Origin of the sequence: Paraburkholderia sp. GAS448, from assembly GCF_050435685.1 — a bacterium.
GTDB lineage: Bacteria > Pseudomonadota > Gammaproteobacteria > Burkholderiales > Burkholderiaceae > Paraburkholderia.
Window position 1 is genome coordinate 105587 of record NZ_JBNDKT010000008.1, and the last position, 26880, is coordinate 132466.

Annotated in this window: 23 protein-coding genes; 13 read left to right on the forward strand and 10 right to left on the reverse strand. The window is 64.5% G+C overall.

From position 1 onward, the window contains the following. Nucleotides 1-122 precede the first annotated feature (122 nt). The 5 genes from P3T23_RS17155 to P3T23_RS17175 all read right to left on the reverse strand — a co-directional run bounded on the left by P3T23_RS17155 (nucleotide 123) and on the right by P3T23_RS17175 (nucleotide 5534). Nucleotides 123-1616, reverse strand: a complete 1494-nt coding sequence (locus P3T23_RS17155; RefSeq protein WP_429317351.1) for an MFS transporter — start codon at nucleotides 1614-1616, stop codon at nucleotides 123-125. A gap of 152 nt (nucleotides 1617-1768) precedes the next feature. Next, nucleotides 1769-3001: a CaiB/BaiF CoA transferase family protein gene (locus P3T23_RS17160; protein WP_429317352.1), complete on the reverse strand. Its 1233-nt coding sequence runs from the start codon at nucleotides 2999-3001 to the stop codon at nucleotides 1769-1771. After that, the gene (locus P3T23_RS17165; RefSeq protein ID WP_429317353.1) at nucleotides 2998-3957 is read right to left on the reverse strand and encodes a hydroxymethylglutaryl-CoA lyase; all 960 of its coding nucleotides are present in this window, start codon (nucleotides 3955-3957) and stop codon (nucleotides 2998-3000) included. The genes P3T23_RS17160 and P3T23_RS17165 overlap by 4 nt, the downstream gene beginning before the upstream one ends. A gap of 157 nt (nucleotides 3958-4114) precedes the next feature. After that, the gene (locus P3T23_RS17170; RefSeq protein ID WP_429317354.1) at nucleotides 4115-5047 is read right to left on the reverse strand and encodes a LysR family transcriptional regulator; all 933 of its coding nucleotides are present in this window, start codon (nucleotides 5045-5047) and stop codon (nucleotides 4115-4117) included. A gap of 130 nt (nucleotides 5048-5177) precedes the next feature. Further along, a complete protein-coding gene (locus P3T23_RS17175; RefSeq protein ID WP_429317355.1) occupies nucleotides 5178-5534 on the reverse strand; it encodes a hypothetical protein in 357 nt (118 codons plus the stop codon). 262 nt (nucleotides 5535-5796) lie between these two features. Here P3T23_RS17175 and P3T23_RS17180 point away from each other — a divergent pair, with 262 nt between their 5' ends. Together P3T23_RS17180 and P3T23_RS17185 are read left to right on the forward strand one after the other, a co-directional pair. Beyond that, nucleotides 5797-6588 (forward strand): SDR family NAD(P)-dependent oxidoreductase, encoded by a 792-nt coding sequence (locus P3T23_RS17180; protein WP_429317356.1) that lies wholly within the window; start codon nucleotides 5797-5799, stop codon nucleotides 6586-6588. Nucleotides 6589-6651: 63 nt separating this feature from the next. Then, nucleotides 6652-6951: a hypothetical protein gene (locus P3T23_RS17185; protein WP_429317357.1), complete on the forward strand. Its 300-nt coding sequence runs from the start codon at nucleotides 6652-6654 to the stop codon at nucleotides 6949-6951. Nucleotides 6952-6975: 24 nt separating this feature from the next. Here the strand turns inward: P3T23_RS17185 and P3T23_RS17190 are convergent, their stop codons facing one another. Beyond that, nucleotides 6976-7935: a GlxA family transcriptional regulator gene (locus P3T23_RS17190; protein WP_429317358.1), complete on the reverse strand. Its 960-nt coding sequence runs from the start codon at nucleotides 7933-7935 to the stop codon at nucleotides 6976-6978. 281 nt (nucleotides 7936-8216) lie between these two features. Then, a complete protein-coding gene (locus P3T23_RS17195) occupies nucleotides 8217-8939 on the reverse strand; it encodes a hypothetical protein (protein ID WP_429317359.1) in 723 nt (240 codons plus the stop codon). Between the two features lie 621 nt (nucleotides 8940-9560). On the opposite strand from P3T23_RS17195, the gene P3T23_RS17200 reads away from it, so the two are divergent. Beyond that, nucleotides 9561-10235, forward strand: coding sequence for an HAD family hydrolase (locus P3T23_RS17200; RefSeq protein WP_429317360.1), 675 nt, complete (start codon nucleotides 9561-9563; stop codon nucleotides 10233-10235). A 282-nt stretch (nucleotides 10236-10517) separates the two neighbouring features. Further along, complete coding sequence (locus tag P3T23_RS17205; RefSeq protein WP_429317361.1) at nucleotides 10518-10895, forward strand: DUF2917 domain-containing protein; 378 nt, start codon at nucleotides 10518-10520, stop codon at nucleotides 10893-10895. A 63-nt stretch (nucleotides 10896-10958) separates the two neighbouring features. Here the strand turns inward: P3T23_RS17205 and P3T23_RS17210 are convergent, their stop codons facing one another. Then, the gene (locus tag P3T23_RS17210; RefSeq protein ID WP_429317362.1) at nucleotides 10959-11660 is read right to left on the reverse strand and encodes an aspartate/glutamate racemase family protein; all 702 of its coding nucleotides are present in this window, start codon (nucleotides 11658-11660) and stop codon (nucleotides 10959-10961) included. Nucleotides 11661-11854: 194 nt separating this feature from the next. Between P3T23_RS17210 and P3T23_RS17215 the strand changes: the two genes are divergently transcribed. The 6 genes from P3T23_RS17215 to P3T23_RS17240 all read left to right on the forward strand — a co-directional run bounded on the left by P3T23_RS17215 (nucleotide 11855) and on the right by P3T23_RS17240 (nucleotide 17655). Further along, nucleotides 11855-12526 (forward strand): TetR/AcrR family transcriptional regulator, encoded by a 672-nt coding sequence (locus P3T23_RS17215; RefSeq protein WP_429317504.1) that lies wholly within the window; start codon nucleotides 11855-11857, stop codon nucleotides 12524-12526. Continuing rightward, nucleotides 12523-13488: an HlyD family secretion protein gene (locus P3T23_RS17220; protein ID WP_429317363.1), complete on the forward strand. Its 966-nt coding sequence runs from the start codon at nucleotides 12523-12525 to the stop codon at nucleotides 13486-13488. The genes P3T23_RS17215 and P3T23_RS17220 overlap by 4 nt, the downstream gene beginning before the upstream one ends. Beyond that, nucleotides 13485-14474: an ABC transporter ATP-binding protein gene (locus tag P3T23_RS17225; RefSeq protein WP_429317364.1), complete on the forward strand. Its 990-nt coding sequence runs from the start codon at nucleotides 13485-13487 to the stop codon at nucleotides 14472-14474. Before P3T23_RS17220 ends, P3T23_RS17225 begins: the two co-directional genes overlap by 4 nt. Beyond that, nucleotides 14471-15622, forward strand: coding sequence for an ABC transporter permease (locus P3T23_RS17230; RefSeq protein ID WP_429317365.1), 1152 nt, complete (start codon nucleotides 14471-14473; stop codon nucleotides 15620-15622). Before P3T23_RS17225 ends, P3T23_RS17230 begins: the two co-directional genes overlap by 4 nt. Nucleotides 15623-15634: 12 nt before the next feature. Then, nucleotides 15635-17134 carry an efflux transporter outer membrane subunit gene (locus tag P3T23_RS17235; RefSeq protein ID WP_429317366.1) on the forward strand — a complete coding sequence of 500 codons (1500 nt, stop codon included), beginning with the start codon at nucleotides 15635-15637 and terminating at the stop codon, nucleotides 17132-17134. Between the two features lie 89 nt (nucleotides 17135-17223). Next, nucleotides 17224-17655, forward strand: a complete 432-nt coding sequence (locus P3T23_RS17240; protein WP_133666801.1) for an HIT family protein — start codon at nucleotides 17224-17226, stop codon at nucleotides 17653-17655. A 69-nt stretch (nucleotides 17656-17724) separates the two neighbouring features. Here P3T23_RS17240 and P3T23_RS17245 read toward each other — a convergent pair whose 3' ends face one another. Next, nucleotides 17725-19203 carry an RNA polymerase factor sigma-54 gene (locus tag P3T23_RS17245; RefSeq protein WP_429317367.1) on the reverse strand — a complete coding sequence of 493 codons (1479 nt, stop codon included), beginning with the start codon at nucleotides 19201-19203 and terminating at the stop codon, nucleotides 17725-17727. A 328-nt stretch (nucleotides 19204-19531) separates the two neighbouring features. Here P3T23_RS17245 and P3T23_RS17250 point away from each other — a divergent pair, with 328 nt between their 5' ends. Together P3T23_RS17250 and P3T23_RS17255 are read left to right on the forward strand one after the other, a co-directional pair. Continuing rightward, a complete protein-coding gene (locus tag P3T23_RS17250) occupies nucleotides 19532-19870 on the forward strand; it encodes a BON domain-containing protein (protein ID WP_429317368.1) in 339 nt (112 codons plus the stop codon). A 323-nt stretch (nucleotides 19871-20193) separates the two neighbouring features. Beyond that, complete coding sequence (locus tag P3T23_RS17255; protein WP_429317369.1) at nucleotides 20194-20754, forward strand: FUSC family protein; 561 nt, start codon at nucleotides 20194-20196, stop codon at nucleotides 20752-20754. A gap of 89 nt (nucleotides 20755-20843) precedes the next feature. Here P3T23_RS17255 and P3T23_RS17260 read toward each other — a convergent pair whose 3' ends face one another. Next, nucleotides 20844-21893: an aldo/keto reductase gene (locus tag P3T23_RS17260; RefSeq protein WP_429317370.1), complete on the reverse strand. Its 1050-nt coding sequence runs from the start codon at nucleotides 21891-21893 to the stop codon at nucleotides 20844-20846. Between the two features lie 177 nt (nucleotides 21894-22070). On the opposite strand from P3T23_RS17260, the gene P3T23_RS17265 reads away from it, so the two are divergent. Continuing rightward, nucleotides 22071-26573, forward strand: a complete 4503-nt coding sequence (locus P3T23_RS17265) for a DEAD/DEAH box helicase (protein WP_429317371.1) — start codon at nucleotides 22071-22073, stop codon at nucleotides 26571-26573. Nucleotides 26574-26880 lie beyond the last annotated feature (307 nt).

The following is a 26880-nucleotide window of genomic DNA, read 5'->3' on the forward strand; positions in this document are numbered from 1 at the left end:
CGACACGCCAGATCGCGCTGACGCAGGCCGGCAAACGCTACCTCTCGCGCTGCCGCGCGATTCTACGCGCGCATTCTTCATATGCCGCCATCACGAGCCGCATGTCGCGCTCGCCAGCGGTCTCACTTCGAAATATCCTCGAGAGCGATGTCGCGCGTACGCGGACCCAGCGTCGCTATCGCCAGAATCACGATCAGCATGGCGCCGGAGATGAACACGAACACGCCATTCACGCCGAAGTGCTTCAGGCAGGCCGCAATCAGAAACGCGGAGAACACTGCGGAAATGCGGCTCCATGAATACACGAAGCCCACTGCGCGCGCCCGGATGCTGGTCGGAAACAGTTCTGCCTGGTACGCGTGATAGCTGTACGAAATGATGTTGCCCGCCAGCACGAGACACACCCCAAGACTCACCAGCAACACGGTTTCGCGTGCCTGACTGAACAGCAGACCGCACACGACATTGATGGCCGCCATGCAGATGATCACTGTCTTGCGCTCGAATCGGTCCGCGATCAAAAGGCCGAGAAGCGGCCCGAGGGGAGCTGCAATCGCGATGATCGACGCATACATGAGGCTCGTCGTCACCGTAATGCCCTGCTTGATCAGCAGTGTCGGAATCCAGTTCGCGAAACCGTAGTAGCCCATCGTCTGGAACACGTGGAAGATGATCAGCATCAGCGTGCGGCGGCGATAAGGCGGGGCGAGCAGGTCGCGAAACTTCGCCTTCGAGCGGACCGGCTCGGGCATCGCAGGGGTCGGCAATGGGCGGCCATACTCCGCCTGCACGCGCGCTTCGAGCCGCTCCATGACCGCGTTGGCTTCGTCGATACGTCCTTTCTGCGCGAGCCAGCGCGGGCTTTCCGGCAGACGCAGACGGATCCACCAGACGAACGCCGCGCCCACCACCCCCGTCATCACTACCCAGCGCCAGCCGTCGATGCCGAACGGCTTCTGTGGCACGAGCAGATACGACAGGAAGGCGACGATCGGCACCGCCGTAAAGCCGACTGCCTGCGAGCACGCGGAAGCGCGGCCGCGGATGTGCTTCGGGACGAGTTCGGAAATGTATGTGCCGATCGTCACGATCTCGAGCCCCAGGCCGACGCCTGCGACGAAGCGCCAGAGGTTAAGGCCGAACGCGGTGTCCTGAAACGCCATGATCACGTTGGCGGCGGTGTACCAGAGCAGCGAATACGTGAACATCGCGCGCCGTCCGAAACGGTCGGCGAGAAACCCGCACGCTGCCGTGCCGACAAAGAGGCCCGCGAACAGCGCAGCGATGAAGCTCGCGATGCCGCTCGTGCCGAACAGGCCGCGCGTCGTGGCGGTCAGAATGCCGCTGCGCACGAGCCCCGGCGCGATGTAGCCGGAGAACATCAGGTCGTACAGTTCGAAGAACAGCCCCAGGCTCAGCAGCATCACCAGCTTCCAGATCGCCGCCGTGGCCGGCAGCCGGTCAAGTCGCGCGGAGATGCCGGCAGCGCCCTGGGCGATACCGTATTCGCGCGCGGCATCGAGTGTGTCCTGATCGGTCGGGGCGCTGCCCGCGGCGGCGTCGGCATGTCCCGCCGCGGCGCTCGACGTAAAGATAATCTGGGGGGACGATCTCATCGTCTGTCTCCTTGATGTCCAGTCTGATGCCGGATAGGGTTGGGTGCTGCTGCGTCGCTTCGTTTCTGACTTCTGCCGGTACGCTTGCTGGCGGGTTGCGTGGTCCCGATGGTTCGAACAGTCACCGTGGTCCACGCGCGTTCGCGAGCGGGTCAGGCTGCTTTCTGAGGCGCGTCACCGCTCCCGAGCAGCGCGGCGATTTCCGCGTCGCCGTAGCCGATGCCGCGCAGCACTTCGCTCGTGTGCTCGCCGATCTTCGCGATCGGGCGACGCGGTTGCAGACGTTCGCCGTCCATCGAAATCGGCAGCAGCGGCATCGCGGTTTCGCTGCCGTCATCGAGCGTCAGGGGCGCAAGACCGCCGCTTTCGATCAGATGCGGATCGGCAAAGAGATCCTCCGGGCGTGTGATCGAGGCGAACGGAATGTGATCGCGCTCGAACTGCGGCACGAGCGCCGCGCCTTCCAGACTGGCCAGCGTCTCGCCGAGCGTTTTCAGAAGCCACTCGCGCGCCAGCACCCGATCGTTATTGGTCGAAAGGCGCGCATCGGCGAGCAGGTCAGGACGGTCGAGAATCGCGCAAAGCGCACGCCACTGCCCGTCGCCGGTGGCGGCGATGAACATCTGTTCGCCGCCCGCGAGCGTGAACACGTCGTAGACCGCCCACGCGCTGATCCGCTCGGGCATCGGCGCAGCCGCCACGCCCGTCGCCGCAAACTGCTGCATATGCTGGGCCGACAGCAGCACGCAGTTTTCGAACAGCGCGCTCTGCACTTCCTTGCCCGTGCCGCTTGCATGGCGTTCGTGCAACGCGGCCAGCACGCCGATCGCGCCGAACATGCCGCCCATGATGTCGTTGACCGAACTGCCCGCGCGCAATGGGCGTCCGACGGGCCCTGTCATGTACGCCAGGCCCGCCATCATCTGCACGACCTCATCGAGCGCGAGCCGATGCTCGTAAGGCCCGTTGAGAAAGCCCTTGTGCGAGACATAGATCAGCTTCGGATTGCGCTTGCGCAGCGTCTCGTAGTCGAGGCCAAGACTTGCCATGCGGCCCGGCTTGAAATTCTCGACGAAGACATCGGCCGTATCGACGAGCTTATGCAGCGCATCGAGGCCAGCCTGCGAATCGAGGTCGAGCGCGATGCTCTTCTTGTTGCGATTGAAGGTACGGAAAAAGCCCGCGCCGGTGCCGAGCAGCCGCCGTGTGCCATCGCCGCGCGGCGGCTCGACCTTGATGACTTCGGCGCCGAGATCGCCGAGTATCATGCCGCACGTCGGCCCCATCACCATGTGCGAAAGCTCGATCACGCGAATGCCGTCGAGCGGCAGTTTCTGCGCGGCAGCGCCACTCGAGCCAGCTTGTGAAGATACGGACGGGTTCATTGAGCCACCTCTTGTGTTGCGCGATGTGCCGCGGCGGAAAACTGTTTCGGAAGACCTGCACGGGCGATGTAGCCAAAGAGCGGCTCACCGGGTAACGCGTCGGCCAGGACGCTGCGCGACGCGACGAGCTTTTCGATATCGATACCGGTGTCGTATCCCATGCTTTCGAGCATGAAGACCAGATCCTCGGTATTCACGTTGCCGGTCGCGCCGGGCGCATGCGGACAGCCGCCGAGGCCGGCGAGCGACGCATCGAATTCGCGGATGCCGTGCTGCAACGCGATCACCGTGTTGGCGAGCCCGAGGCCGCGCGTGTCGTGGAAATGCAGCGAGCGCAGCTTGCTGCCAGCGATGCCCTGCACGAGCGTGATGATCTGCGCAACCTGGCGCGGCGACGCCTCGCCGGTCGTGTCGCCGAGGGCGATCACGTCGGCGCCTGCTTCGAGCGAGGCCCGCGTGATGCTGGCGATGTCTGCGAGAGGCACCTCGCCTTGCAGCGTGCACCCGAATACCGTCGACAGCCCTGCGACCAGTTCCGGCTTGTTCGCGCGCAGCGCATCGATCAGTGCGCGCATTTCGGCAAAGGCATCGATCATTTGCGCGGGCGTCCTGCGCACGTTGGCGATGCTGTGCGCGGTACTGACCGACACCGGTGCAATGATCCGATGCACACCGGCGTCGAGCGCGCGTTGTGCGCCCTTTACGTTCGGCACCAGCGCGGCCACGGTCAGGTCGGCGAAGGTCAGCGCATGCGCGATCACTTCGTCGGCATCGGCCATTTGCGGCAGCAGTTTCGGCGGCACGAAGGACGCCACTTCCATATGACGCACGCCGGCCGCATAGGCGGCGTCGATCCAGCGCTTTTTCGCAGCGGTCGGCATGGTTTGCGCGATGCTTTGCAGGCCGTCGCGCATCCCGACTTCCGTCACGATCACGCGCTCATTGGGAGAATTCATCGTCTGGTCTCAGCTTGGGGGAGAACTGAGCGTGATGCTGCCGCGCCGTGAGCGCGCAGAAAAGACTACTTTGACGATGCAGTCCATCGCCGGGCGCGATGGCTGGGGAGGCTTGCGGCGCGGGCCTGCCGCGCCGCACAGGGGAAACCCGTAAGGGCTATTGGGTAGGTGCCGTGGCGGGCGCACCGGCAGGCGTCTGCGCCGTTTTCAGCAGGTGATCGAGCAGACGGGCTGCTGGCACAGTCAGCGCGGCCCGGTCACGCACGCAGATCACGAAGCGCCGCTCGGCCCATGTTTCGCGCAATGGAATCACGGCAAGGCCGTACTGCTGCCGGATATGCGGAGCGATCGCCTCACCGGGCAGGATCGACACCGCGAGGCCCGCCTGCACGAAGCGGCACGCTGCATCGAAGGTGGACACGTAGCTGCGGTACTGCAGCTCACGTCCCTTCTCGGCCGCGATGCGCTGCATCAACGCGTTGACCGACGCATTCGACGCCAGACCGAGGTGATCGAAAGCGAGGGTCTGCTCGAAGCTGATTTCCGCCTCTGCGGCGAGCGGATGATCGTTCGGCACGACGAGCGCCAGGTGATCGGAACGGTAGGGCAAGACGTCGAGTTCGCCGGTCGGGACGACATCGCGGCAGATGCCAATATCCGCGACGCCCTCTTCCAGTCCGCGCACGATATCGACGCTCACGCGCTCTTCAACGTCGACGCGGATCTGCGGATTGGCGTTCAGAAACACGGACAACGCCTCCGGCAAAAACTCCACCATCGACGACACGTTCGCCAGCACGCGCACATGTCCGCTGGCACCTGCCGCAAACTCGCCGAGTTCGGCCTGCAGGCGCTCGTAGCTGCGCAGAATGATCCGTGCATGTTTGAGAAGCGCGATGCCCGCCGCCGTAGCGCGCACGCCGCGCTGACTGCGCGACAGAAGCGCGACGTCCACCAGCGCCTCGAGGTCGGCGAGCCTTTTGCTGACGGCCGAGGGCGCGATGAACTCGCGCTCGGCCGCGCGCGCAATCGTGCCCTCCTCGCACACGGCGATGAAGAGCCGCAATGTTGTCTGATCGATTTGCCACATCGGTGAAGCGTCTCCTGAATGCCCGAATCTAGCATGAGCAATCCGATGTGCTACCCAGAGCGTCGCATCGTGCGAGAGGGGGAAGACGGGAAAGTTCTGGCGGAATACTGCACGGCAACGCGGAACAGGCTCAAACCACCTGGGTAACGGCGCGCCGCGGCTGTCCGTCACGCACCTGCAGCACGTGCCCATCTGGGGCGATCTTGCGTGGAATATCCGTGTTCGGATCGAGCGGGCGGACCTTCACGCGCGCCGACGCGGGAGGCGTCGCCCGCGCGGTGTTGGCGGCGGCCGGATCGGTGACCTTCTTCGCGATGGTTTGCGGCGATTTTCTTGCGGCGACCTTGTGGCCGGTCTTCTTCTGCGCCGCAGGCCGTGCCGGCGCCATGCGCGCTTCGGGCGGGTTCCAGACCTCGACGTACCGCTCCCCCGCGAACGCGCTCGACGTGAGGCTCAACAACGCTACGGGCAGAATCAAAGGGTGCACGACATGTCTCCAGCGGGGCCGGCCGCGGCAGTCAGATGGCCGAACCGGATGCAGTGTCGCGACACTGTACATTCGTACAGGAGTTTGCGCAAACGTTCCAATAAAGGGGGTGTATCGGCTACGCCACGCCCAGTCACGTCCCACGCAGCCCGTTTTTCATGGGCGCGAGCCACCCCCATCGGCCGGAAAATCAGTGCAGAATCGGGTGTCTCGTCGGGGATGGAACGCAAACCGACCTGCCAATCAATCAGGAGACAAACCCATGGACCTGAAACTGCGCGGCAAGGTCGCCGTCCTGACGGGCGCGAGTGTCGGTATCGGACTCGCGGTGGCGGAAGCTTTCGCAGCGGAAGGCGTGAACCTCGTGCTGGCCGCGCGCCAGCACGACCGGCTGGCCGCGGCCGTGAACCAGATCACGGCAAGCTACGGCGTGCAGGCGATACCTGTTGCGTGCGATGTCGCGACAGTCGCGGGAGTCGACGAGCTGGTGCACGCGACAACCCAGGCCTTCGGCGGTGCGGACATCCTGTTCAACAATGCCGGCACCGGCAGCAACGAAACCATCATGGACGCGCCCGACGAAAAATGGCAGGCGTACTGGGACCTGCACGTGATGACGGCGGTGCGGCTCGCGCGCGGCCTCGTGCCGCCCATGAAGCAGCGCGGCGGCGGCGCGATCCTGCATAACGCGTCGATCTGCGCAGTGCAGCCGCTCGGTTACGAGCCGATCTACAACGTGACCAAAGCCGCACTGATGATGTTCTCGAAGAACCTCGCGAACGAACTCATCAAGGACAACATCCGCGTCAACACGATCAATCCGGGTCTGGTGCTCACGCCCGACTGGATCAAGACAGCGAAGCAACTGACGCAGGATTCCGGCGGCGACTGGGAAGCCCACCTGCAGCAGGTCGCCGATGAGCACGCACCCATCAAACGCTTTGCGAGCCCGGCGGAACTGGCCGATTTCATCGTTTTCCTGTGCTCGGAACGGGCGTCGTACAGCGTCGGCGCGACCTATTTCGTCGACGGCGGGATGCTGAAGACGGTGTGAAGCGCAGCGTTGCGCATGACGTAGAATCGTCGAACGCGCGAAACTCCCGACAGGAGGTGAAGCATGCCGAGCCCAACCGGATCGGTCGTGGCGATCAGTTCGGCCGCATCGACTGTGTTTTCGATCGGTATTGTCTTCCTCGGTTACTGGGGCGTCCACGAGGATACCCGCTGGTCCGCCGTTGACATCTTGATCGCCACGATTGCGCTGCTGGGTTTCGTGTGCCTCGGCCTCGTGCCGTGGATGGCCACGAGTCCCGTGGAGCCCGACACCAGCGACGCAAGGATCAGGGTCGCCCGCCGCCTGTTTCTGGCGGGAGTCAGCGCAATCTGGCTGGCCGTCGCGACGTCGATTGTGCTTTGAGCCGGAGCGAAGGCGCGACGCGGTTCAACCCGAGCGGAACCGCTCGCGATACTGCATCGGCGTCACACCAAGACGGCGCGCGAACACCATCCGCATCCGATCAGCCGTGCCGAATCCACATTCCCAGGCGACCGTCTTGAGCGGCGCATCGCTGCTTTCAAGCTGTTTGCGCGCGGCGTCCACCCTTGCCCGCTCGACGAATTCATGCGGCGTGATGCCGGCCTGCTGCACGAACACCCGCGCGAAGGTGCGCTCGCTCATGCCGGCAACGTCCGCCAGTTCCTTCACCGTGAAGCTGTCGTGCATGTGCTGCATCACGTGCGCCTGGACCTTTGCGACCGGCGACGTTTCGTCCGCCGGGGCAGTGAGGTATGGGCTGAACTGCGACTGGCCGCCCTGCCGCTGCGCGAACACGACCAGCCGCTTCGCGACCGCGAGCGCAACCTGCGGACCCTGATCTTCGGCGACGAGCGCAAGCGACAGGTCGATGCCGGCCGTCACGCCCGCCGATGTCACCAGCCGTTCGTCGCGCAGATAGATCCGGTCGAAATCGACACGCGCCTGTGGAAACTGCTCCGCGAGTTGCTGCGCGTGCTGCCAGTGCGTCGTGACCTGCCGTCCGTCGAGCAGCCCAGCATGGCCAAGGGCGAACGCGCCCGTGCAGATCGAGCCGTAGCGTTCGCAACGTGACGCCACGTTGGCCAGCCAGTCGACGAGCCTCGCGTCGGGCGCGCCATCGGGCAATGACGGTCCGCCCGCCACGAGTGCAAGATCGAAACCAGCGTGAGCATGATCGAACGTGTCGTCGGCGGCGATCGACATGCCGTTCGATGCGCGTACCGCCCCCTCCTCTGCACCCACCAGCGTCACGCGATAGCGGCGCTCCGGTGCAACGAACTGATTGGCTTCGGCGAAGACATCGACGGGGCCCGCGACATCGAGCGCCTGCACGCCAGGGAAGATCGCAATCGCGACGGTATGCATCGACCAGCCTCTTTGAAAACGTATTCTGATTGCCTGCGGACTCCAGCACAGCGGGTCAGTGTCGAAAACGCGCCGCGCAGCGAGAAGGACGAAGGTGAACACATTACACCCGCCCGATCTCTCCGCCCTCGCAAACCATGCGCGAACCACAGTGCCGCGCGTGGCCGTATCGGCCACGCGCGGCTTCTTTTCTCCCGGGTCGATCCCGATGACTTCGTGCGTTGCGCGCAGGCACGTGGCCGCTGCTGACGGCGGACCGGACGGGATGGTCGTATCCAGCGTCAGACGGGTCGGCGCAGACCGGTCGTTGTGGTGCGCTCCGTGTAAGTGGTCGTCGTGACAGGCACGGACACCTGTTCGGCTACTTCCTCCTCGACCCGCGGTTGATGCCGGAAGCCGAGTTGCCCCGCCGCGCTCGCGATGATGGCGCCGAGCACCAGCAACGCGAACGACCACCACGTAGCACGCGCAACCTGTCTTGCGGCCGAATCCGCGTTTTCGCGCATCTGCGTATCCGATTGCGGCGCGGTAGACGAAGGAACGTTGATACCGTGCTGCTGCAACGTCTGCTTTGCGGAATCGATCAGCGAGTTGGCTGCGTTCCCGACGCTGCTATTGCTGGCCGCGGCCGTTGCAGACGCCGCGACATTGCTCACCGTGCTGACCGTGTTGCCGACGACAGAGCTGGCCACGTAACCGATGAAGAGCACCACTACCGCCCACGCAAGCACGCCGTGCAACCAGCCGAGCACAGGCGCGCAACGACCCGCGAAGTAGGAGCCGGTGAGCACGGCCGCAACTGTCATGAACACCATCCAGATGCCGGTGCCGAAGGCGAAGCCGTGCGTCGGGTCCTGGTACTTCAGCGGCGCGAGCGCCGATGCGCCGATCGCGGCACCCAGCACGCCTAGCGCCAGAAACACGACCAGCGAAAGAATGATGCCGGCGAACACTGCGCCCCATGAGATACGGGGAAGCCGGTCGTGCGTAACAAGAGTCGTCATGGTTGCCTCGCTACAGTGAAAATCGTGATTCGTTCACGACTTGAACGCGGGCGCTGTATCGGGCACCTGCGCGTTTGACCATTCGTAGAGCACTGGAGCACGACCGGAGGTTTGCCAGGCAACGGTAATCCGGACCGGTCGGCATGGGGTGCATCAGTGGAAAAGCAGATACAGCAACACCAGCACGATCAAAGGGACACCAAGGAACCATCCAAGGATGTACGGCATGATCACTCCTCCATCTCGGGTTTATTTCGATATGCTCGTCCGTCGTCGCGAACCAAGCCCATGACGAGGATTGCGCAATAAGCGTGCCGCACAGCAAGCGCCCTTGGCGGGTAAGGGTTTCGCGGTCGTGAAGAGCAAAGATGTGGCGCTGCGAGCGCCTGGAATATCGCTGTGACACGTCGCTTTTACGTGTCGTGGGCAAAACTTCCATTGCTGCGGTGCCAGGGCTCTCTGCCCGTTCCTGCGCCGCGAGACCGGTTGTCAAAAGAGGCGCGTCCGCAAGAACAGGGCAGGGTTGCCGTGCCGCACGGTTCGATCGATACTCACCCGTGACAGCCGTCATCCCCTCGCCACGAGGCCTTGCCTCGACATCCCCCTGCGCCGGAGAACATCATGCGAATCGAAACAGCCTTCCTGTTCGACCTCGACGGTACGCTCGTCGACAGCGTGTATCAGCACGTGCTCGCGTGGAAGGAAGCGCTGGACGCGGAAGGCATTGAGCTGTCGGTATGGCGCATCCATCGCAAGATCGGCATGAGCGGTGGCCTGTTCACAAACCAGTTGCTGCGTGAAACCGGCGGTGATATCAGCCAGGAACGCGTCGAGCGGTTGCGTCGCATCCACGCCGAAGCCTATAAGCGGTTACGGGCGCAGGTCTGCCCGCTCCCCGGCTCCCGCGAACTGCTCGCCGCACTGACGCAGGCGGGGACGCGCTGGGCGATCGCCACGAGCGGCCGGATGGAAACAGCGGCGGTGAACCTCGAAGCGCTCGGCGTCGATCCCGCCACTGCCGTCGTCGTCACGCGCGATGACGTCAAGTATGCGAAGCCCGATCCCGATCTGTTCATTGCGGCAGCGGAGCGGCTCGGCGTGCCGATCGAACATTCGGTCGTGGTGGGCGACAGCATCTGGGACATGCTCGCTGCGCGCCGTTGCCGCGCCCTCGGCGTCGGTCTGCTGTCGGGCGGCTACGGGCTCGAGGAGCTTGAACGCTCGGGCGCCCTACGCGTGTACGAAGATCCGAAAGACCTGCTGGTCCATCTCGACGAAGTCGCTGCACGTCCCTAGCTCGCCACGCAAAGCACAGACACCCCCGCCTCGTCTCAACAAATTCGTCTCAACAAATTCTTGACAAGCGTTGCGCCTCCGAAGACACTCATCGACATGCAAACGTTCCTGTGTATCGCCAACGCGATTAACCACCCAATGAACGCCATCTCAGGCGGGTCATGGGCAGGACGCGTGCGCTAGTTTCACCGTTACACGTAGATTCCCAAGGCCCCGCCGGAAACGACGGGGCCTTTTTCTTTGCATGCGTCCCCGTTGTGCCGGCATCAGACGGAGACGATGATGGACGAGAGCAGTCAGCGCGAACGCAGATGGTTGAGCGGTTCACTACGCGCGGAAGATCAGCAGGAACAGCAACGCCGCTATGTCGTGCAGTTTGCGATCGTCGCGGGCGAGACGGTGTCGTTGAAGGTACGCCGCGATGTGGTCGTGTCGGTGGCCGGTGCGCGCCTGTGGGTGACACGCGCCGGCGACGAGTGGGACTACTGGCTAAAGCCTGGCGAAACCCTGGCGCTCGCGCGCGGCGAGCGCGTGTGGGTCACGGGCGACACGGACCCAGGCGCTGTAACCGCTGTGGACACCGAGGTGACGATCACGACCTACCTCACCCGGCGTCGTGCGCGATGGAAATGGATACGCCAGCCGGCGTTCGCGCTATAGATGCGCGCACAACCGGCGCGCACCGCAGCGCCGTGTGCGCGGGAGCCTGCTGCCGCCTGCTTCTTATTGCGGCAGGTTCCAGCCGCGCTCCACCGCGAATGCCACCGTTGCGCGCGCAAGTTCCAGTGAGCTGTCGATCAGCGTGACCGACGGTGCGGATAGCTGCCGCGCCGCGAGCGGCACTTCCGTGCAGCCCATGATCGCCGTGCGCACGCCCTGCGCGATCAGCACGGCGAGCGCTGCGGATAGCTGCACGGCGCCCTCATCCAGCTCGCCCGCTTTCGACGCGCGAATGCAGGCGTCGATGCGCGCCTGCGCGACTTCATCCGGCAAGACAGGTTCGATGTCGCGGGCGGCGAGCGTGGTTTGATAAAAGCCTGATGCGAGCGTGCCACGGGTGGCCAGGATGGCGACACGCTGCACACGAGCCGGGATGGCCGCTATGCTCGCCTCGGCGATGCTCAGCAGGGGAGCCTCGCTGTGCGCCCTCAACTGTTCGTACCAGTGATGGGCCGAATTGCACGGAATCACGATCAGCCCGACGTCGTTGCGGTTCAGAAGATCGATGCCGGCCAGCATGCCCGGCAGCGGATCGCTTCCGCCATTGAGAATGGCAAGTGAACGATCCGGGATATGCGGCAGGTTCGCGACCAGCATCGGCAGATGCTCCTGGTCGCGCGTGGCGGGTGTGAGCCGCACGACCTTGTCCATGAAATCGACTGTTGCGAGCGGCCCCATCCCGCCAAGGACTCCGATCAAAGCCATCTTTGGGCTCCTTTTTCTTCAACGTAGCGTGCCGGTTGCCGGCATGGCTGTGGCAGCGCGCAGCCACGAGGACAACCTGCGCAGCATAGCTCAGATCCTGGCATTTGCCAGGAAAAACCATGATACAACAAGGACTTGAAACTAACTAACTCATCAATTAGCATCTGGACATGCCTGCCTCCGTCCGCTCCACGATGGGTCGCCGTCCGCGCCCGCCTGATTTCGACGCCCGTGAGCATCTGCTCGACGTCGCCATCGCACTCTTTTCCGAACGCGGCATCGCCAACACCACGGTGGCGCAGATCGCCGCCGCCAGTGGCGTCACGTCGGCGATGGTGCACTACTGGTTCCAGACGCGCGAAAAACTGCTCGACGCCGTCGTCGAAGAAAAACTGGCGGTCGCATTCGGTGCGATCTGGGCTCCTGTCGATACGGAACACGGCGAGCCGCTCGCCCTGACGCAAGGCATCGTGCAGCGCATGTTCGACGTCACTGAAAAGATGCCGTGGCTGCCGTCGCTATGGCTGCGCGAGATCATCAACGAAGGCGGCCTGCTGCGCGAGCGGGCCTTCCGCCATATCCCACTGCAGAAAGTTGCGGCGTTCGCGCAGAACATTGCGCGCAGCCGCGCCTCGGGCGAGCTGAATCCGCAACTGGAACCGCTGCTGGTGTTCAACTCCATTCTTGCGCTGGTCATCCTGCCCCAGGCTACCGCAAAGATCTGGCAGCGCGTGAACCCCGGCTTCTCGTTCGACCGCGCGACGCTGGAGCGCCATGTCGTGGGGTTGCTGATGCATGGCATGAGCGGCAAGCCTGCGCAGGCCGCGGCTGCTCCCGCGCGCCGCGCAAAGAGGAAGACATCATGAGCGCGTCGCCGCCGCTTCTGCGGGTTGCTGCCGCGCTCGCGATAAGCATCGCGTGTACGGGCTGCTCGAAAGAAGCGCCCGGAACGTGGCAAGGGTATGTCGAAGGCGAATTCGTGTATCTCGCTTCGTCGCAGGCGGGGCAGCTCACAGAACTCTCGGTATCGCGCGGGCAGACCGTCGCCGACCACGCGCCGCTCTTCACGCTCGAAGCACAGAACGAAACTGAAGCCGTGGTAGAGGCGCGTGAGCAGTTGCGCGCGGCACGTTCGCAACTCGCCGACCTCAACACCGGCAAGCGGCCACCCGAAGTCGACGTCACCGAGGCGCAACTCGTGCAGGCACAGGCCGACGCGGCACGCGCCGCGACGCAGTATCAGCGCGACGAACTCCAGTTGCGCGCGGGAGGCATCGCGCAAAGCCAGCTCGACGATTCCCGCGCCACGGCTCGGTCAACCGCCGCGCGCGTGCGCGAACTGAAGAGCCAGGTGGCCGTCGCGCGCCTGCCGGGCCGCATCGAACAGATCCGCGCACAGAACGCCCAGGTCGAGGCAGCCCAGGCGGCGCTCGCGCAGGCGCAATGGAAGCTCGACCAGAAGAGCTTGCGGGCCCCGCATGGCGGTCTCGTGTTCGACACCATGTACCGCAGCGGCGAATGGGTGCCGGCCGGCAGTCCGGTGGTGCGGCTCTTGCCGCCCGCCAACGTCAAGGTCCGCTTCTTCGTGCCCCAGGCGGTGGTTGGGTCGCTTGTGCCGGGCAGGCACGTGCTCATCCATTGCGACGGCTGCACGGCGGATGTGCCGGCTGTGCTCAGCTTCATCTCGGACCAGGCGGAGTACACGCCGCCCGTCATCTACAGCAACGAGAGTCGCGCGAAACTGGTGTTCATGGTCGAGGCGCGGCCCCAGCTTGCCGATGCGCCGAAGCTTCGTCCGGGTCAGCCGGTTGTGGTGAGGCTGCAATGAGCGCAACCGATCGCTTCACGGCTTCCGGCGGCCCCAACGGCGCGAGTGATGCAATCGACGTCAAGGGGCTCAACAAGCACTTCGGCGCAAAGCACGTCGTCAACGATGTGTCGCTACGCGTGCAGCGCGGAGAAATCTTCGGCTTTCTTGGGCCGAACGGCAGCGGCAAGACCACCTGCATCCGCATGATGTGCGGCCTCCTGACGCCTGATTCGGGCAGCGGCACGTGTCTCGGCTATGACATCGTGCGCGAGAGCGCACAGATCAAGCGGCGTGTCGGCTACATGACGCAGCGCTTTTCCTACTGGGAGGACCTGACGATCCGCGAGAATCTCGACTTCGTCGCGCGCATCTACGAGATGAAAAATCGTCGCGAGGCGGTCGACCGCGCACTCGAGCAACTGGGTCTCGCGAGCCGCGCGCAGCAACTGGCCGGCGCGCTGTCGGGCGGCTGGAAGCAGCGGCTCGCGCTCGCGGCGTGCATGCTGCACGAGCCGGAACTGCTGCTGCTCGACGAACCGACCGCCGGCGTCGACCCCAGCGCGCGGCGCGATTTCTGGGAAGAACTGCATCGCCTCGCCGCCCGCGGCATTTCAGTGCTCGTCAGCACCCATTACATGGATGAGGCGGAACGCTGTCACAAGCTCGCCTATATCGCCTACGGCAAGCTGCTCGCGCAAGGCACAGCGAAAGAAGTCGTCGAATCGCAGGGACTGGCCACGTGGGCCGTGTACGGCGCCGACCTCGTTGAACTCGGAGAACGCCTGCGTCGATCGCCGGGCGTCGCGCAGACTGTCTCGTTTGGCTCTTCACTGCACGTCAGCGGCCCGGACAAACCGGAACTCCATACGACGCTCGAACAGCTCGCAGCATCCGACCCGGAGTTGCGTATCGAAAGGCAGGAGACGGGTCTCGAAGATGTCTTCATTTTCATGATGAACCGTTCGACCGACAACTACGCGGCGTCCGCGGATAAAAAATCATGAAGGCCGCTCGCCACCTTTTGCGCTTTTCGCTGACGCGCTGGTGGAGCATCGTGCGCAAGGAGTTCCTGCAACTCAGGCGCGACCGCATCACGTTCGCGATGATGATCGGTTTGCCGATCATGCAGATGACGTTGTTCGGCTTCGCGATCAACACCGATCCCAAGCATCTGCCGACCGCCGTGATTGCCGCCGATCACAGCGAATTCACGCGCAGCTTCGTTGCGGCCATGCAGAACTCCGACTACTTCGACATCGTCTCGACACTGCCGGATGAAGAATCGGGCCGCCGCGCGCTTGCGCAAGGCAAGGTGCTGTTCGTGCTGAACGTTCCCGTCGGCTTCACGCGTAACCTCGTGAAGGGTGCGCGTCCGTCGCTCCTCGTCGAAGCCGACGCGACCGACCCGACCGCCGTGAGCACCGCGCTCGGCGCGTTGCCGTCGATCGCGCAATCCGTGCTGCAGAAGGACCTCACCGGCCCGCTATCGGCGCTGGCTACCGGCCCCGCTGCTTTCGACGTCCAGCTGCATCGCCTCTACAACCCTGAAAGCGTCACGCAGTACAACGTCGTGCCCGGCTTGATGGGCGTCATCCTGACGATGACGATGGTGATGATGACCGGCCTCGCGATCACCCGTGAACGCGAGCGCGGCACGATGGAAAATCTGCTGGCGACGCCCGTGCTGCCCATCGAAGTGATGACGGGCAAGATCGTCCCCTACGTGGCGATCGGCCTGATTCAGGTGAGCATCATTCTTGCGGCGGCGCGTTTCGTGTTCAACGTGCCCTTCGAAGGCAGTCTCGTGGCGCTGTATCTGTCTGCGCTGCTGTTCGTCGCGGCGAACCTGACGATCGGCATCACGTTGTCGTCGCTCGCGCAGAACCAGTTGCAGGCCATGCAGCTGACGATGTTCTACTTCCTGCCCAACATCCTGCTGTCGGGATTCATGTTCCCGTTCGCGGGCATGCCGCAGTGGGCGCAGGCAATCGGCAACCTGCTGCCGCTCACGTATTTCAACCGGCTCGTCCGCGGGATTCTGCTCAAAGGCGTCGGCTGGGCGGATATGTGGCCGCATGTCTGGCCACTGCTGATTTTTCTGTGCGTCGTGATGGGTATCGCCGTGAAGTTCTATCGACGCACGCTCGACTAAGGAAGGGATTCGATGCGCCACGCCCTCGTTTCTGCTTTCCGTGCGCGTTTCGTCGCTGCCTCCGCTTTGGTGGCAGTTGTGGTTGTCGCATTGTGCGCCTGCACGGTCGGCCCTGATTTTCGTACACCCGAGGTGACGTCAGTGGCGACGTACACGGCGAATCCGCAACCCTCGACGACCGAAGCTTCCGCTGGCACCGCCGGAGCAGCCCAGCATTTCGTGCCCGCCGATCTCCCCGGCGACGGCTGGTGGCGCGCGTTCGGCTCCCCCGCGCTCGATGCGCTCGTGCAACAGGCCCTCGACGACAGCCCGACGCTCGCGCAGGCCCGCGCGAAGCTGCATCAGGCGCAAGAGGACTACCTCGCGCAGTCCGGTGCCACCGAGTGGCCGCAGGTCGATGCGAGTCTGTCCACCACGCGCGAGAGAATCGATCCTGAGGCGCTCGGCATCGGCGACCTGGCCCGAGGCCAGTCGTTTGCACCGTTCACGCTGTACAGCGCGAAGGTCAGCGTGTCCTATACGCTGGATCTCTTCGGCGGGAATCGCCGTGCCCTGGAGGCGGTTGCGGCACAGGTCGACTACCAGCAGTACGAGCTCGATGCCGCACGCCTCACGCTAGCCGGCAACGTGGTGACCTCGGCGATACGGCGCGCGTCGCTTGCCAGACAGATCGCGCTCACCGATACGCTGCTTGCGATTCAGACGAAGCAACTCGATATCACCAGCCGCCGCTATCAGGCTGGGGGCATTTCTCAGGTGGATTTGCTGAGCCAACGCACGCAGGTTCAGCAAACGCGTGCACTACTGCCGCCGCTGCATACGCAACTGGCGCAGACCGACCACCAGCTGGCCGTCTATCTTGGCCGGGCGCCCGCCGAACTCACAACGCCAGGCGGCCCCGCCGCGCTCGATCTCGACACGCTCGTTCTGCCGACCGACCTGCCCTTGACGCTGCCCTCGACCCTCGCACGGCAGCGCCCCGACATCCGCGCGTCGGAGGCCCTGTTGCATCAGGCTAGCGCGAACATCGGCGTTGCGACTGCGAACCTCTATCCGCAGATCACATTGTCGGGCAGCGCCGCAACCGAACGCGTCGACATCTCCGACCTGTTGAAGGGCTTCAACGTGTGGAGCTTCGGAGCCGGTCTGACCCAGCCGCTCTTTCATGGAGGCGAACTGCACGCGCGCAAGCGCTCTTCCGAGGCCGCCTATGAAGCCGCACTTGGCGCCTACCGGCAGACCGTGCTGCAAGGATTGCAACAGGTAGCCGATGCAATGCGCGCACTGGACCAAGACGCGATCGCCTTGCAGGCGCTCGACGAAGCGCAACGCAACGCACGGCGAAGCGCGGATATCGCAGGCGAGCGCTATGCCACCGGCGGCGTCAGTCAGTTGACCTTACTCGACACGCAGCGTCAGGAGCTGCAGACCTCACTCGATCGCGTGAAAGCTGCAGCGCAACGTTACGCCGACACGGCGGCCTTGTACCAGGCGCTGGGCGCACGTCCCTGAACGGTTTGCGTCGCAAGGCCCTGCGTCCGCTACAATTCGGCGAATCAAAGGCGGCACCAGAAGAAACCGTAACGCGCTGGAGGATCACCGTGGAATATGACCCGCAGAACCCGTTTGCCCGCATTCTGCGCGGCGAGTTGCCTGGCATCAAGGTGTACGAGGACGAACTGACTGTCGCAATCATGGACATCATGCCGCAGGCTGACGGACACGTCCTCGTTCTGCCCAGGGAAGCAGCCGCTGAGATATTCGACCTCTCCGAAGACGGCGCCGCGGCGTGCATCCGCACGACACAACTCGTCGCGAAGGCGGTCAAGGCGGCGCTGAATCCACCGGGTGTGCTCATCGCCCAGTTCAACGGGCGCGCGGCGGGGCAAACGGTGCCGCATGTTCATTTTCACATCATCCCCCGGCGCGAAGGCGAGACGTTGAGGCCTCACGGCGCCGTCCCCGCCGACCCCGAAAAACTCCGTGAAATCGCCGCACGGATTGTCGCTGCGCTTTCAGGGACAGCAGCGTAAGCGCAGCGAGTCAAGCCAACCGGCTGGCGGCGCCCATGAGCGCGCCGCCGCAATCGATACCGCACGCCCTTACATCTGCCGGCGCAATTCCGCAGGCGGTACTTTCATCAGATGTCGATACTTCGCGACCGTGCGGCGCGCGACCAGCACACCCTGATCCGCGAGCATCCTTGCCAGCGTGACGTCGGAATGCGGATCGCTCGTATTTTCAGCAGCAATCATTTCCTTGAGCAGCGCGCGCACGGCAGCAGCCGAGCAGGTGCCGCCGCTCTCCGTACCGAGTTCGCGCGGGAAGAAATGCTTGAACTCGAAAATACCGCGCGGCGTCGCCATATATTTGTTGCCCGTCGCACGCGAAATAGTCGATTCATGCAGACCGAGTTCGTCCGCCACATCGCGCAGCACGAGCGGCTTCAACGCGATTTCGCCGTACTGGAAGAAGGCCCGCTGATGCGCAACGATGCTTTCGGCGACCCGCTGGATCGTGTCGAAGCGCTGCTGTGCGTTGCGAATCAGCCAGCGCGCCTCCTGCAATTGCTGCGCGAGTGGCGAGCGGCTGGCACCGGCTGACTGCGCAAACAGCTCAGCGTACTTTCGATGGATGCGCGCACGCGGCATCACCGCCGGGTTGATCGTCACGACCCACTTGTTACGCACCTTGTGCACGATCACGTCCGGCACGACATAGCTATCTTCGGCGTAGCCGTAAAAATTGCCCGGCCTGGGGTCCAGCTTGCGCACGAGTGCGCAGGCAATCCGCAGCTCGTCCGCGCTGCAGCCGATCTGCTTTTGCAGTTCCGCCTGCTCGCGGCGCGCAAGCCGCTTGAGATGATGTCCGACGACCTGCAGCGCGACGTCACGACCCGGTGTGTCGTCCATCGCCTCCAGTTGCAGCTTCAGACATTCGGATAGCGAGCGGGCAGCGAGCCCTGGCCGGTCCAGCGACTGCACGAGCCGCAGCGCCACCAGCAGTTCCTCTTCGGTGAGGCGCGGCTCGACGTCGACGACGTCGACCAGGTCCGCGAGATCCTGGCGCAGATAGCCGTCGTCATCGAGCGACTCGATGATGAGGCGCGCCACCTCCCGGTCGCGTTGATTCAGCGGATACAGACACAGTGCGTCATGCAACTGCTGGTGAAGGGTCGGCTGCGTATGCGCCCAGTCGGCGGGATCGCTTCCTCCGCTATCGCCGTTGCGACGCGACGAGCCGCGTTCGAACGAGTCGCCGCCGTAATCGCCACCCATCTCGTCGGGCAGCGGCGCTTCCGCACTTTCCTGCGCAGGCGACCCGGCAACCGCTTCCGTGCTGGCAGGCGCGGACATGCCTGTTTCGTCGCCTGCTTGCTGGGAAGCAGGTGAACTATCCGTTGCCAGGGCAACGTCTTCGGTTTGCGACGGGTCGTATTCGAGGAACGGATTGGTGTCGAGTGCCGTGCGCAGTTCCTGCTGGAATTCAAGCGAAGACAGTTGCAGCAGCCGGACCGACTGCTGCAGGCGAGGCGTGAGTAAAAGTGACTGCCGGGTGCGTAGCTCGATGGAAGGCGGCATTGTAGGGTGGTCCTGTAAAGAGTCCGGTTCAGACACGATAGGTTTTCGCCACATAGAGCAAAGCCCGTACCAGTTCTCGCACGTCACTGTTTTTACAGCACTTTGGATGCCCGCCCGACAGCTTTGCGTCACCCGTTCTCCGCCATTTTTACAAGTCTCCGGAAAAAAAGTGGCCCCCAGCTGCTTCGTCTTTTGGGCCGTCGCGTGAAGGCCGGTTATCAGCCGAAACCCTCGCCAGTCAAAGGCCCGGGCCGATGAAAACGAGATTGCCGCGGGCGGTGGCACGTGGGTTGCGCCTACCCCTTCAACCACCCGTAAGGAGAAGTCCATGAAATCGATCCAGTTCCTCAAGGCCGCCGGCGGCATCGCATGTGTCGCGTTCGCCCTGAACGCAACGGCGCAGACGAGCGCCTCCGCGCCGCCGGCCACCTCGGAGACCGTGGGCCAGCATATCGACGACGGCACACTCACGACGAAGGTCAAGGCCGAGTTGCTAGGCGCAAAGGACGTGAAATCGACCCACATTCACGTGAAATCGCGCAATGGCATTGTGTGGCTGACGGGGTCGGTGCCGTCAGCAGAGCAGAAGACCGCTGCTGAAGACGCGGTGAATGGCGTATCCGGGGTCAAGGGCGTGAAGAACCACCTGAAGGTGGCGGCTGACTAAGCTCTTTTAGTCACGCCTGCCTTATGCAGGGCTGACGCTTCTGGCCGAGGCCCGCGCAACAGGAAAGCCATCCGCGTACGCGGATGGCTTTTGTCATCGGTTGCCTCTATGGCACGATGCGGGCGGGGGGCAGCAGCCTGATGCCGCTGCCCGCCCGGACCCGATTACCTCACTGCGACGTATTGATCCCGCAGATCGCGGACGCGGTCGTGATTCTGCAATACCCCTTGATACACTCAAACACGGCAGCCCGACCGTCATCATTCCGCTCGTCCCGCTGGCGCTCGCGATGAACATTGAAATGGCTTCGGAGAAACGACACGATGACGCAGTCCAACAAAACGACCCGCGCCGATCGCAAGCTCGCCGCCCGCTCGCTCATCGAGATGATCAAGGCGCAGCCGCTCAGCGAGCGTGTCTCCGAAGGCGGGATGATGGCGCTACAGGCAGTCGGCGGCGCCACGATGGCGTATCTGATCGCCCGCGCGCTGCACCCCGAGCAGGCGTTCTGGGCCGCGATCACCGCGATTGCCGTGTCGCAGCATAGCTATGCCGATACCCAGAACCTGTCGCGCGACCAGTTCATCGGCGCGATGGTCGGCGGCGTCTGCGGGTTCGCCGGCGCGATGCTGGGCGGGGGCTATCTGATCGCCTACGTGGCGGCCGTCGCGGTGGCGATCGTTGTCTGCTGGTGCGTCAATGTGGGCAGCGCGGCGCGTCTGGGCGGCATTACAGCCACCATCATGTTGCTCGTGCCCGGCATCGGGGCGCCGTGGGATGTCGCATTGACGCGGCTTGGCGAAGTGACGCTGGGCACCGTCAGCGCGCTCTTTGTCTGCTGGGTGATCTCCCGTATCGAAACGCTCTGGCTGGCGCGGCGATGAACATTGCCATGCGCCTCGCCATGAACGTTCCAATCCACACGCCGATACTCCAGCAAGCCCCCCCTTAAACGTGTCAACAGACGCGCCGTTCAGCCCGCGTGGCGCGTCTGTGCCAACTGTTCGCGACGTGGCTCACCCTGACGCTCGAGCATCCATCCCGGATACTCGGAAGGCAGGCGGCTGACTTCGTCGAGCCTGGCCAGTTCGTCGACGTTCAGCTCGACCTCGGTTGCCGCAATATTATCGTCCAGCTGCTCGAGCTTCTTCGCGCCGACAATCACGCTCATCACGGCGCGCTGATGCAACAGCCACGCCAGCGCGATCTGCGCCACCGACACCTTTTTCACTTCCGCGATACCGCGCATCACGTCGATGCAGTCGTAAGCGCGCTCGCGGTTCACCGGCGGAAAATCGAACGTGGTGCGGCGGCTGCCGGCTTCGCCCAGCTGCTCGCGGCCGTACTTGCCGCTCAACAGGCCGCCGGCCAGCGGACTCCACACCATCAAACCGAGCCCTTCGCTTTGCAGCATCGGCACAAGCTCGCGTTCGAGATCGCGGCCGGCCAGCGTGTAGTACGCCTGCAGCGTTTCGAAGCGCGCGAGGCTCAGACGCTCCGCGATGCCGAGCGCCTTGACGATCTGCCAGGCGGCCCAGTTCGACACGCCGACGTAGCGCACATGGCCGTGCTGCACGAGCGTATCGAGCGCGCGGACAGTTTCCTCGATTGGCGTGGCGGGATCGAAGCCATGGATCTGGTAGAGATCGACGTGATCGAGCTGCAGGCGTTTGAGACTCGCCTTGACGCCGTCGATGATGTGATAGCGCGATGCACCGCGCGCATTCGGAAAATCTCCGGTCGCGCCGAACACTTTCGTCGCGACGACGACGCTGTCGCGCGGCACCTTGAGGTTTTTCAGCGCGTTGCCCGTGATCTGCTCGGAGAGGCCTTCTGAGTAAACGTCGGCGGTATCGATGAAATTGATGCCGGCATCGAGCGCTCGCCCGACGAGCCGCTCCGCATCGGCCTGCTGCAGATCGCCGATTTGCCGCCAGAAACCTTCGCCACCGCCGAAGGTCATCGTTCCCAGACACAGTTCAGAGACAAACACGCCGGTACGGCCAAGCTGGTTGTATCGCATCGTCAGCGCTCCATCGCGGATGGTGAGCCTGTGAGGATACTGCAGCCATCGCGATTCTTCAGACGCACGGCAAACGTGAAAGGCTACTGAAAACCGCACGCCTGGCACGCCTCGTCAAAACCTGCGAGACTTTGCACTTGACCACCGAACGGACGGGCGTCGAGACGCCCTCTGGAAATGGCACGTCGCGCCCCAAATTATGGTTGCATGACCTCCGGCTCCCCCGCAGCCGGCGCGCTGGCCGATTTCCATCCGGCCGTCGCTGCCTGGTTCCTGAAGACCTTCCCCGCTCCCACCGACGCCCAGGCCGCCGCCTGGCCGGAGATCCGCCGCGGCCGCTCCACGCTCGTCGCCGCGCCGACGGGCTCCGGCAAGACGCTCACGGCGTTTCTGTCGGCCATCGACGAACTGGTCCAGCAGGGCCTCGCCAACGACGGCGCACTGCCCGACGAGACCCTCGTCGTCTACGTTTCGCCGCTGAAGGCGCTGTCCAACGACATCCGGATCAACCTGCAGACGCCGCTGGAAGGCATCGCGAACGAACTCGCCGAACGCGGCCTGCCCGCGCTCGATATCCGCACCGCCGTGCGCACCGGCGACACCACGCAGCAGGAGCGCAACGCGCTGCGCAAGCGCGCGCCGCATATTCTCGTCACGACGCCGGAATCGTTATACGTGCTGCTCGGTTCAGACTCCGGTCGACGCATGCTGTCGACCACGCGCACGGTGATCGTCGACGAAATCCACGCGATCGCGGGCAGCAAGCGCGGCAGTCATCTGTCGCTCAGTCTCGAACGGCTCGACGCGTTGTGTGGCCGGGGCCTGCCGCGCATCGGCCTGTCGGCGACACAAAAACCGATTGCGGCCGTCGCGCGCTTTCTGACCGGCGGCGCCAGCTTCACCGACGATGCGCCCGCCGATTGCGCGATCATCGATGTAGGCCATGTGCGGGCCCGCGATCTCGCGCTCGAATTACCACCCGTACCGCTCGAAGCGGTGATGCCGAACGAAGTGTGGGACCGCGTCTACGACCGGCTCGCGGAACTGGTGGCACTGCATCGGACGACACTCGTCTTCGTCAACACGCGCCGCATGGCCGAACGCGCGTCGCGGCATCTGACGGAACGGCTCGGCAAGGAAGCGGTGGCCGCGCATCACGGCAGCATGTCGAAGGAACATCGCTTCGACGCCGAACAAAAGCTCAAGCGCGGCGAATTGCGCGTGCTGATTGCGACTGCGTCGCTTGAACTCGGCATCGATATCGGCGACGTCGATCTGGTCTGCCAGATGGGTTCGCCGCGCGGCATTGCGGCATTCTTGCAGCGTGTCGGGCGTTCCGGGCACCAGGTCGGCGGCATGCCGAAAGGCCGGCTCTTTCCGACCTCACGCGATGACCTGATCGAATGCACCGCTCTGCTCGACTGCGTGCGGCGCGGCGAACTCGATACGCTCGAGATCCCGCGCGCGCCGCTCGACGTGCTCGCGCAGCAGATCACCGCCGAGGTGGCAAGCCAGGAATGGAGCGAGGCTGCGCTCTTCGATCTCGTGCGGCACGCGGCGCCCTACGCGGACCTCACGCGCGAACAGTACGACGCCGTGCTGCGCATGCTCGCGGAAGGCTATACGAGCCGCCACGGGCCGCGTGCGGCGTACGTGCATCGCGACGTCGTGGGAGGGACGCTGCGCGGACGGCGCGGCAGCAGGCTGGTCGCCGTCACGTCGGGCGGCACGATTCCCGAGAATGCGGATTACGCGGTGGTGCTCGAACCGCAAGGCGTCAACATCGGCACCGTCAACGAGGATTTCGCAGTCGAAAGTCTTGCCGGCGATGTGTTCCAGCTCGGCAATGCGTCGTACCGGATCCTGCGTGTGGAAACGGGGCGCGTGCGCGTCGAGGATGCGCACGGACAGTCGCCGAACATCCCGTTCTGGCTCGGCGAAGCACCGGGACGGAGTGACGAACTGTCGATGGGTGTTGCCCGTCTGCGCGCGCAGATCGACCGGTTGCTGACGCAAGCCTCTGAACCTGCGTTCGCCGGACGGCGGGTTGCGGCGCTTGCGGCCGTTGCGGATCTTGCGGGCGGTCAACCCGACGGCGCCGCAGTCGCCGAACTCACGGCCCCGGCCATGCTCGCGGCGCACATCGAACACGCGATCGACTGGCTGATGGAGCACATCGGCATCGACGAACCGGCCGCCCGGCAGATCGTCGAGTATCTGGCCCGCGCGCGTTCCGCGCTGAGCGTGCTGCCGACGCAGGACACGCTTGTGATGGAGCGCTTCTTCGACGAATCCGGCGGCACGCAGCTTGTGATTCATGCGCCGTTCGGCAGCCGCCTGAACCGTGCATGGGGCCTCGCGCTGCGCAAACGCTTCTGCCGCACGTTCAATTTCGAGTTGCAAGCCGCGGCGACCGAGGACGCGATCATCCTGTCGCTGACCGGCAGCCACAGCTTCGCGCTCGATGAAGTCTGGCGCTATCTGCATTCGAATACGGCTGAACACCTTCTGATCCAGGCGCTGCTAGACGCACCGCTCTTCGGCGTGCGCTGGCGCTGGAATGCCACGACCGCGCTCGCGCTGCCGCGCTATAGCGGCGGACGCAAGACTGCGCCGCAGATCCAGCGCATGCGCAGCGACGATCTGCTCGCGGCAGTGTTTCCGGACCAGGCGGCGTGTCTGGAGAACATCGTCGGCGAACGCGAATTGCCGAATCACCCGCTCGTCGATCAGACCGTCGACGACTGTCTGCATGAAGCGATGGACACCGATGGCTGGCTGCGCCTGCTACGCCGGATCGAACAGGGCAACGTGACGCTGGTTGCGCGCGATCTGCCGGCGCCCTCGCCGCTTGCCGCCGAGATCCTGACCGCGAAGCCGTATGCGTATCTCGACGATGCCCCCCTCGAAGAGCGTCGCACCCAGGCCGTGCTCAATCGCCGCTGGACCGATCCCGCTTCCGCCGACGATCTCGGCGCGCTCGACCCTGAAGCGATTGCGAGCGTGCGCGACGAAGCGTGGCCGCAAGCCCAGGGCGCCGACGAAATGCACGAGGCGCTGACCGGCCTCGCGTGCATCACCGAAGCGGAAGCGCAGCGCAACGTCGGCTGGCCCGCGTGGCTGGAAGCGCTGGCTTCAGGTGGCCGCGCCACCCGCATGCAGGTGGCCGCCGACAACGCGCTCTGGCTGCCGGCCGAGCGTCTGACCTGCCTGCGAGCGCTCTTCCCCGACGCGCCGGTCGAGCCGTCCCTGCGCGCGCCGAAAGGCTTTACGGAACCGTGGAGCGAAGACGAAGCCCTCGTCGACGTAATCCGCGCACGCATGACCGGGTTCGGCCCGTCACCCGTGACGCAGATCGCAGGCGCGCTGGCGTTGCCAGTTGCGTCGGTGACGCAGGCCTTGATGCAACTCGAAGCGCAAGGCTATCTGATGCGCGGCCGCTTCACACCCGGTGCCGCCGAAGAGGAATGGTGCGAACGGCACCTGCTCGCGCGCATCAACCGCTATACGGTGAAGCGTCTGCGTCGCGAGATCGAGCCGGTGGAGAGGCACGACTTCATGCGCTTCCTGTTCGCATGGCAACATTTGACGCCCGACACGCGCGGCGAAGGACGCGATGCGCTCGCTGCGGTCGTCGATCAGCTCGAGGGTTTTCAGGCGCCCGCGGGCGCATGGGAAGAAGACATCCTGCCGGCCCGTCTCAAGGACTATTCGATCACGTCGCTCGATGAACTGTGCCGCTCGGGCAAGGTGGTGTGGACGCGTTTGACGGAACGCTCGCGCGCCGCCAGCGCGCCGGTTCGCAGCACGCCGATCGTGCTGCTGCCGCGGCGACATGTCGGCATGTGGAGCGCGTTGATCGACCAGTCGAAATTACCCGAGCTTTCGGCGCGCGCCCAGCAGGTGTATGACGTGCTCGCCGCGCACGGCGCGATGTTCTTCGACGAACTGCTGTCGGACGCGCGGATGCTCAAGATCGAACTGGAAAACGCGCTGGGCGAACTGGTTGCGGCAGGGCTCGTGAATTCGGACAGCTTCGCTGGATTGCGCGCGCTGCTCAAGCCCGTGGCAAAGCGCAACGCGTACTACGGAAGCCGGCGTCCGCGCGGCGCCGGTGCGCTGATCGGCGGCATGGACGATGCGGGACGCTGGGCGCTGGTGCGGCGCCGGCCGACCGCTTCGGCTGACGAAGCCTCCTCCACCCACCGCCCGCCGCCGACCGATCCCGACGTGCTCGAACACATCGCGATGACGTTGCTGCGCCGATACGGCGTCGTATTCTGGCGTCTGCTCGAACGCGAAGCCGACTGGCTGCCGCCCTGGCGCGAACTGCTGCGCATGCTGCAAAAGCTGGAGGCGCGCGGGCTTGTGCGCGGCGGCCGCTTCGTCAACGGGCTGGCTGGCGAGCAGTTCGCCCTGCCCGAGGCGATCCCCCTGCTGCGCGAAGTGCGCCGGCATGCGAACGACGGCGCGTTTGTCTGCGTGTCGGCCACGGATCCGTTGAACCTTGTCGGCACCCTGTTGCCGGGAGACAAGGTGCCGGCAGTGAGCGGCAATCGCGTGCTGTATCGCGACGGCGTGCCGGTCGCGACGCTCGTGGCCAGTTCGTTCGACTTCCCGGCCACGCTCGATGCCGATATCAGGGAGCAAGCGCGGGTGCGATTGGCGAGGCGCTACTGACCCACGGTAGCGGCCAAAACCCCGTCGCCTCGCTCTGGACCCCGCGGAGCACGCTTCACAGCGCGCCGCCTGTCCCGCCTGCACAACCGATTATGCGCCATGCATACACAACATTCGGGTCAGCTTACAATACGCAGGCGTTAGAATGAACACTCACTAAAGAATCGGTGCAGACAGCCGTTAACTCGAGCGAAGCCCGCAATCTGGCCGCGTGGATACAATGAAGCCAACCTTCGACGGAAGACCGTTTGCCGCCCGACAGCTCGCCTGCGTCAATAGCGGGCCTGACGGCTCAGCCTGCCCGGGG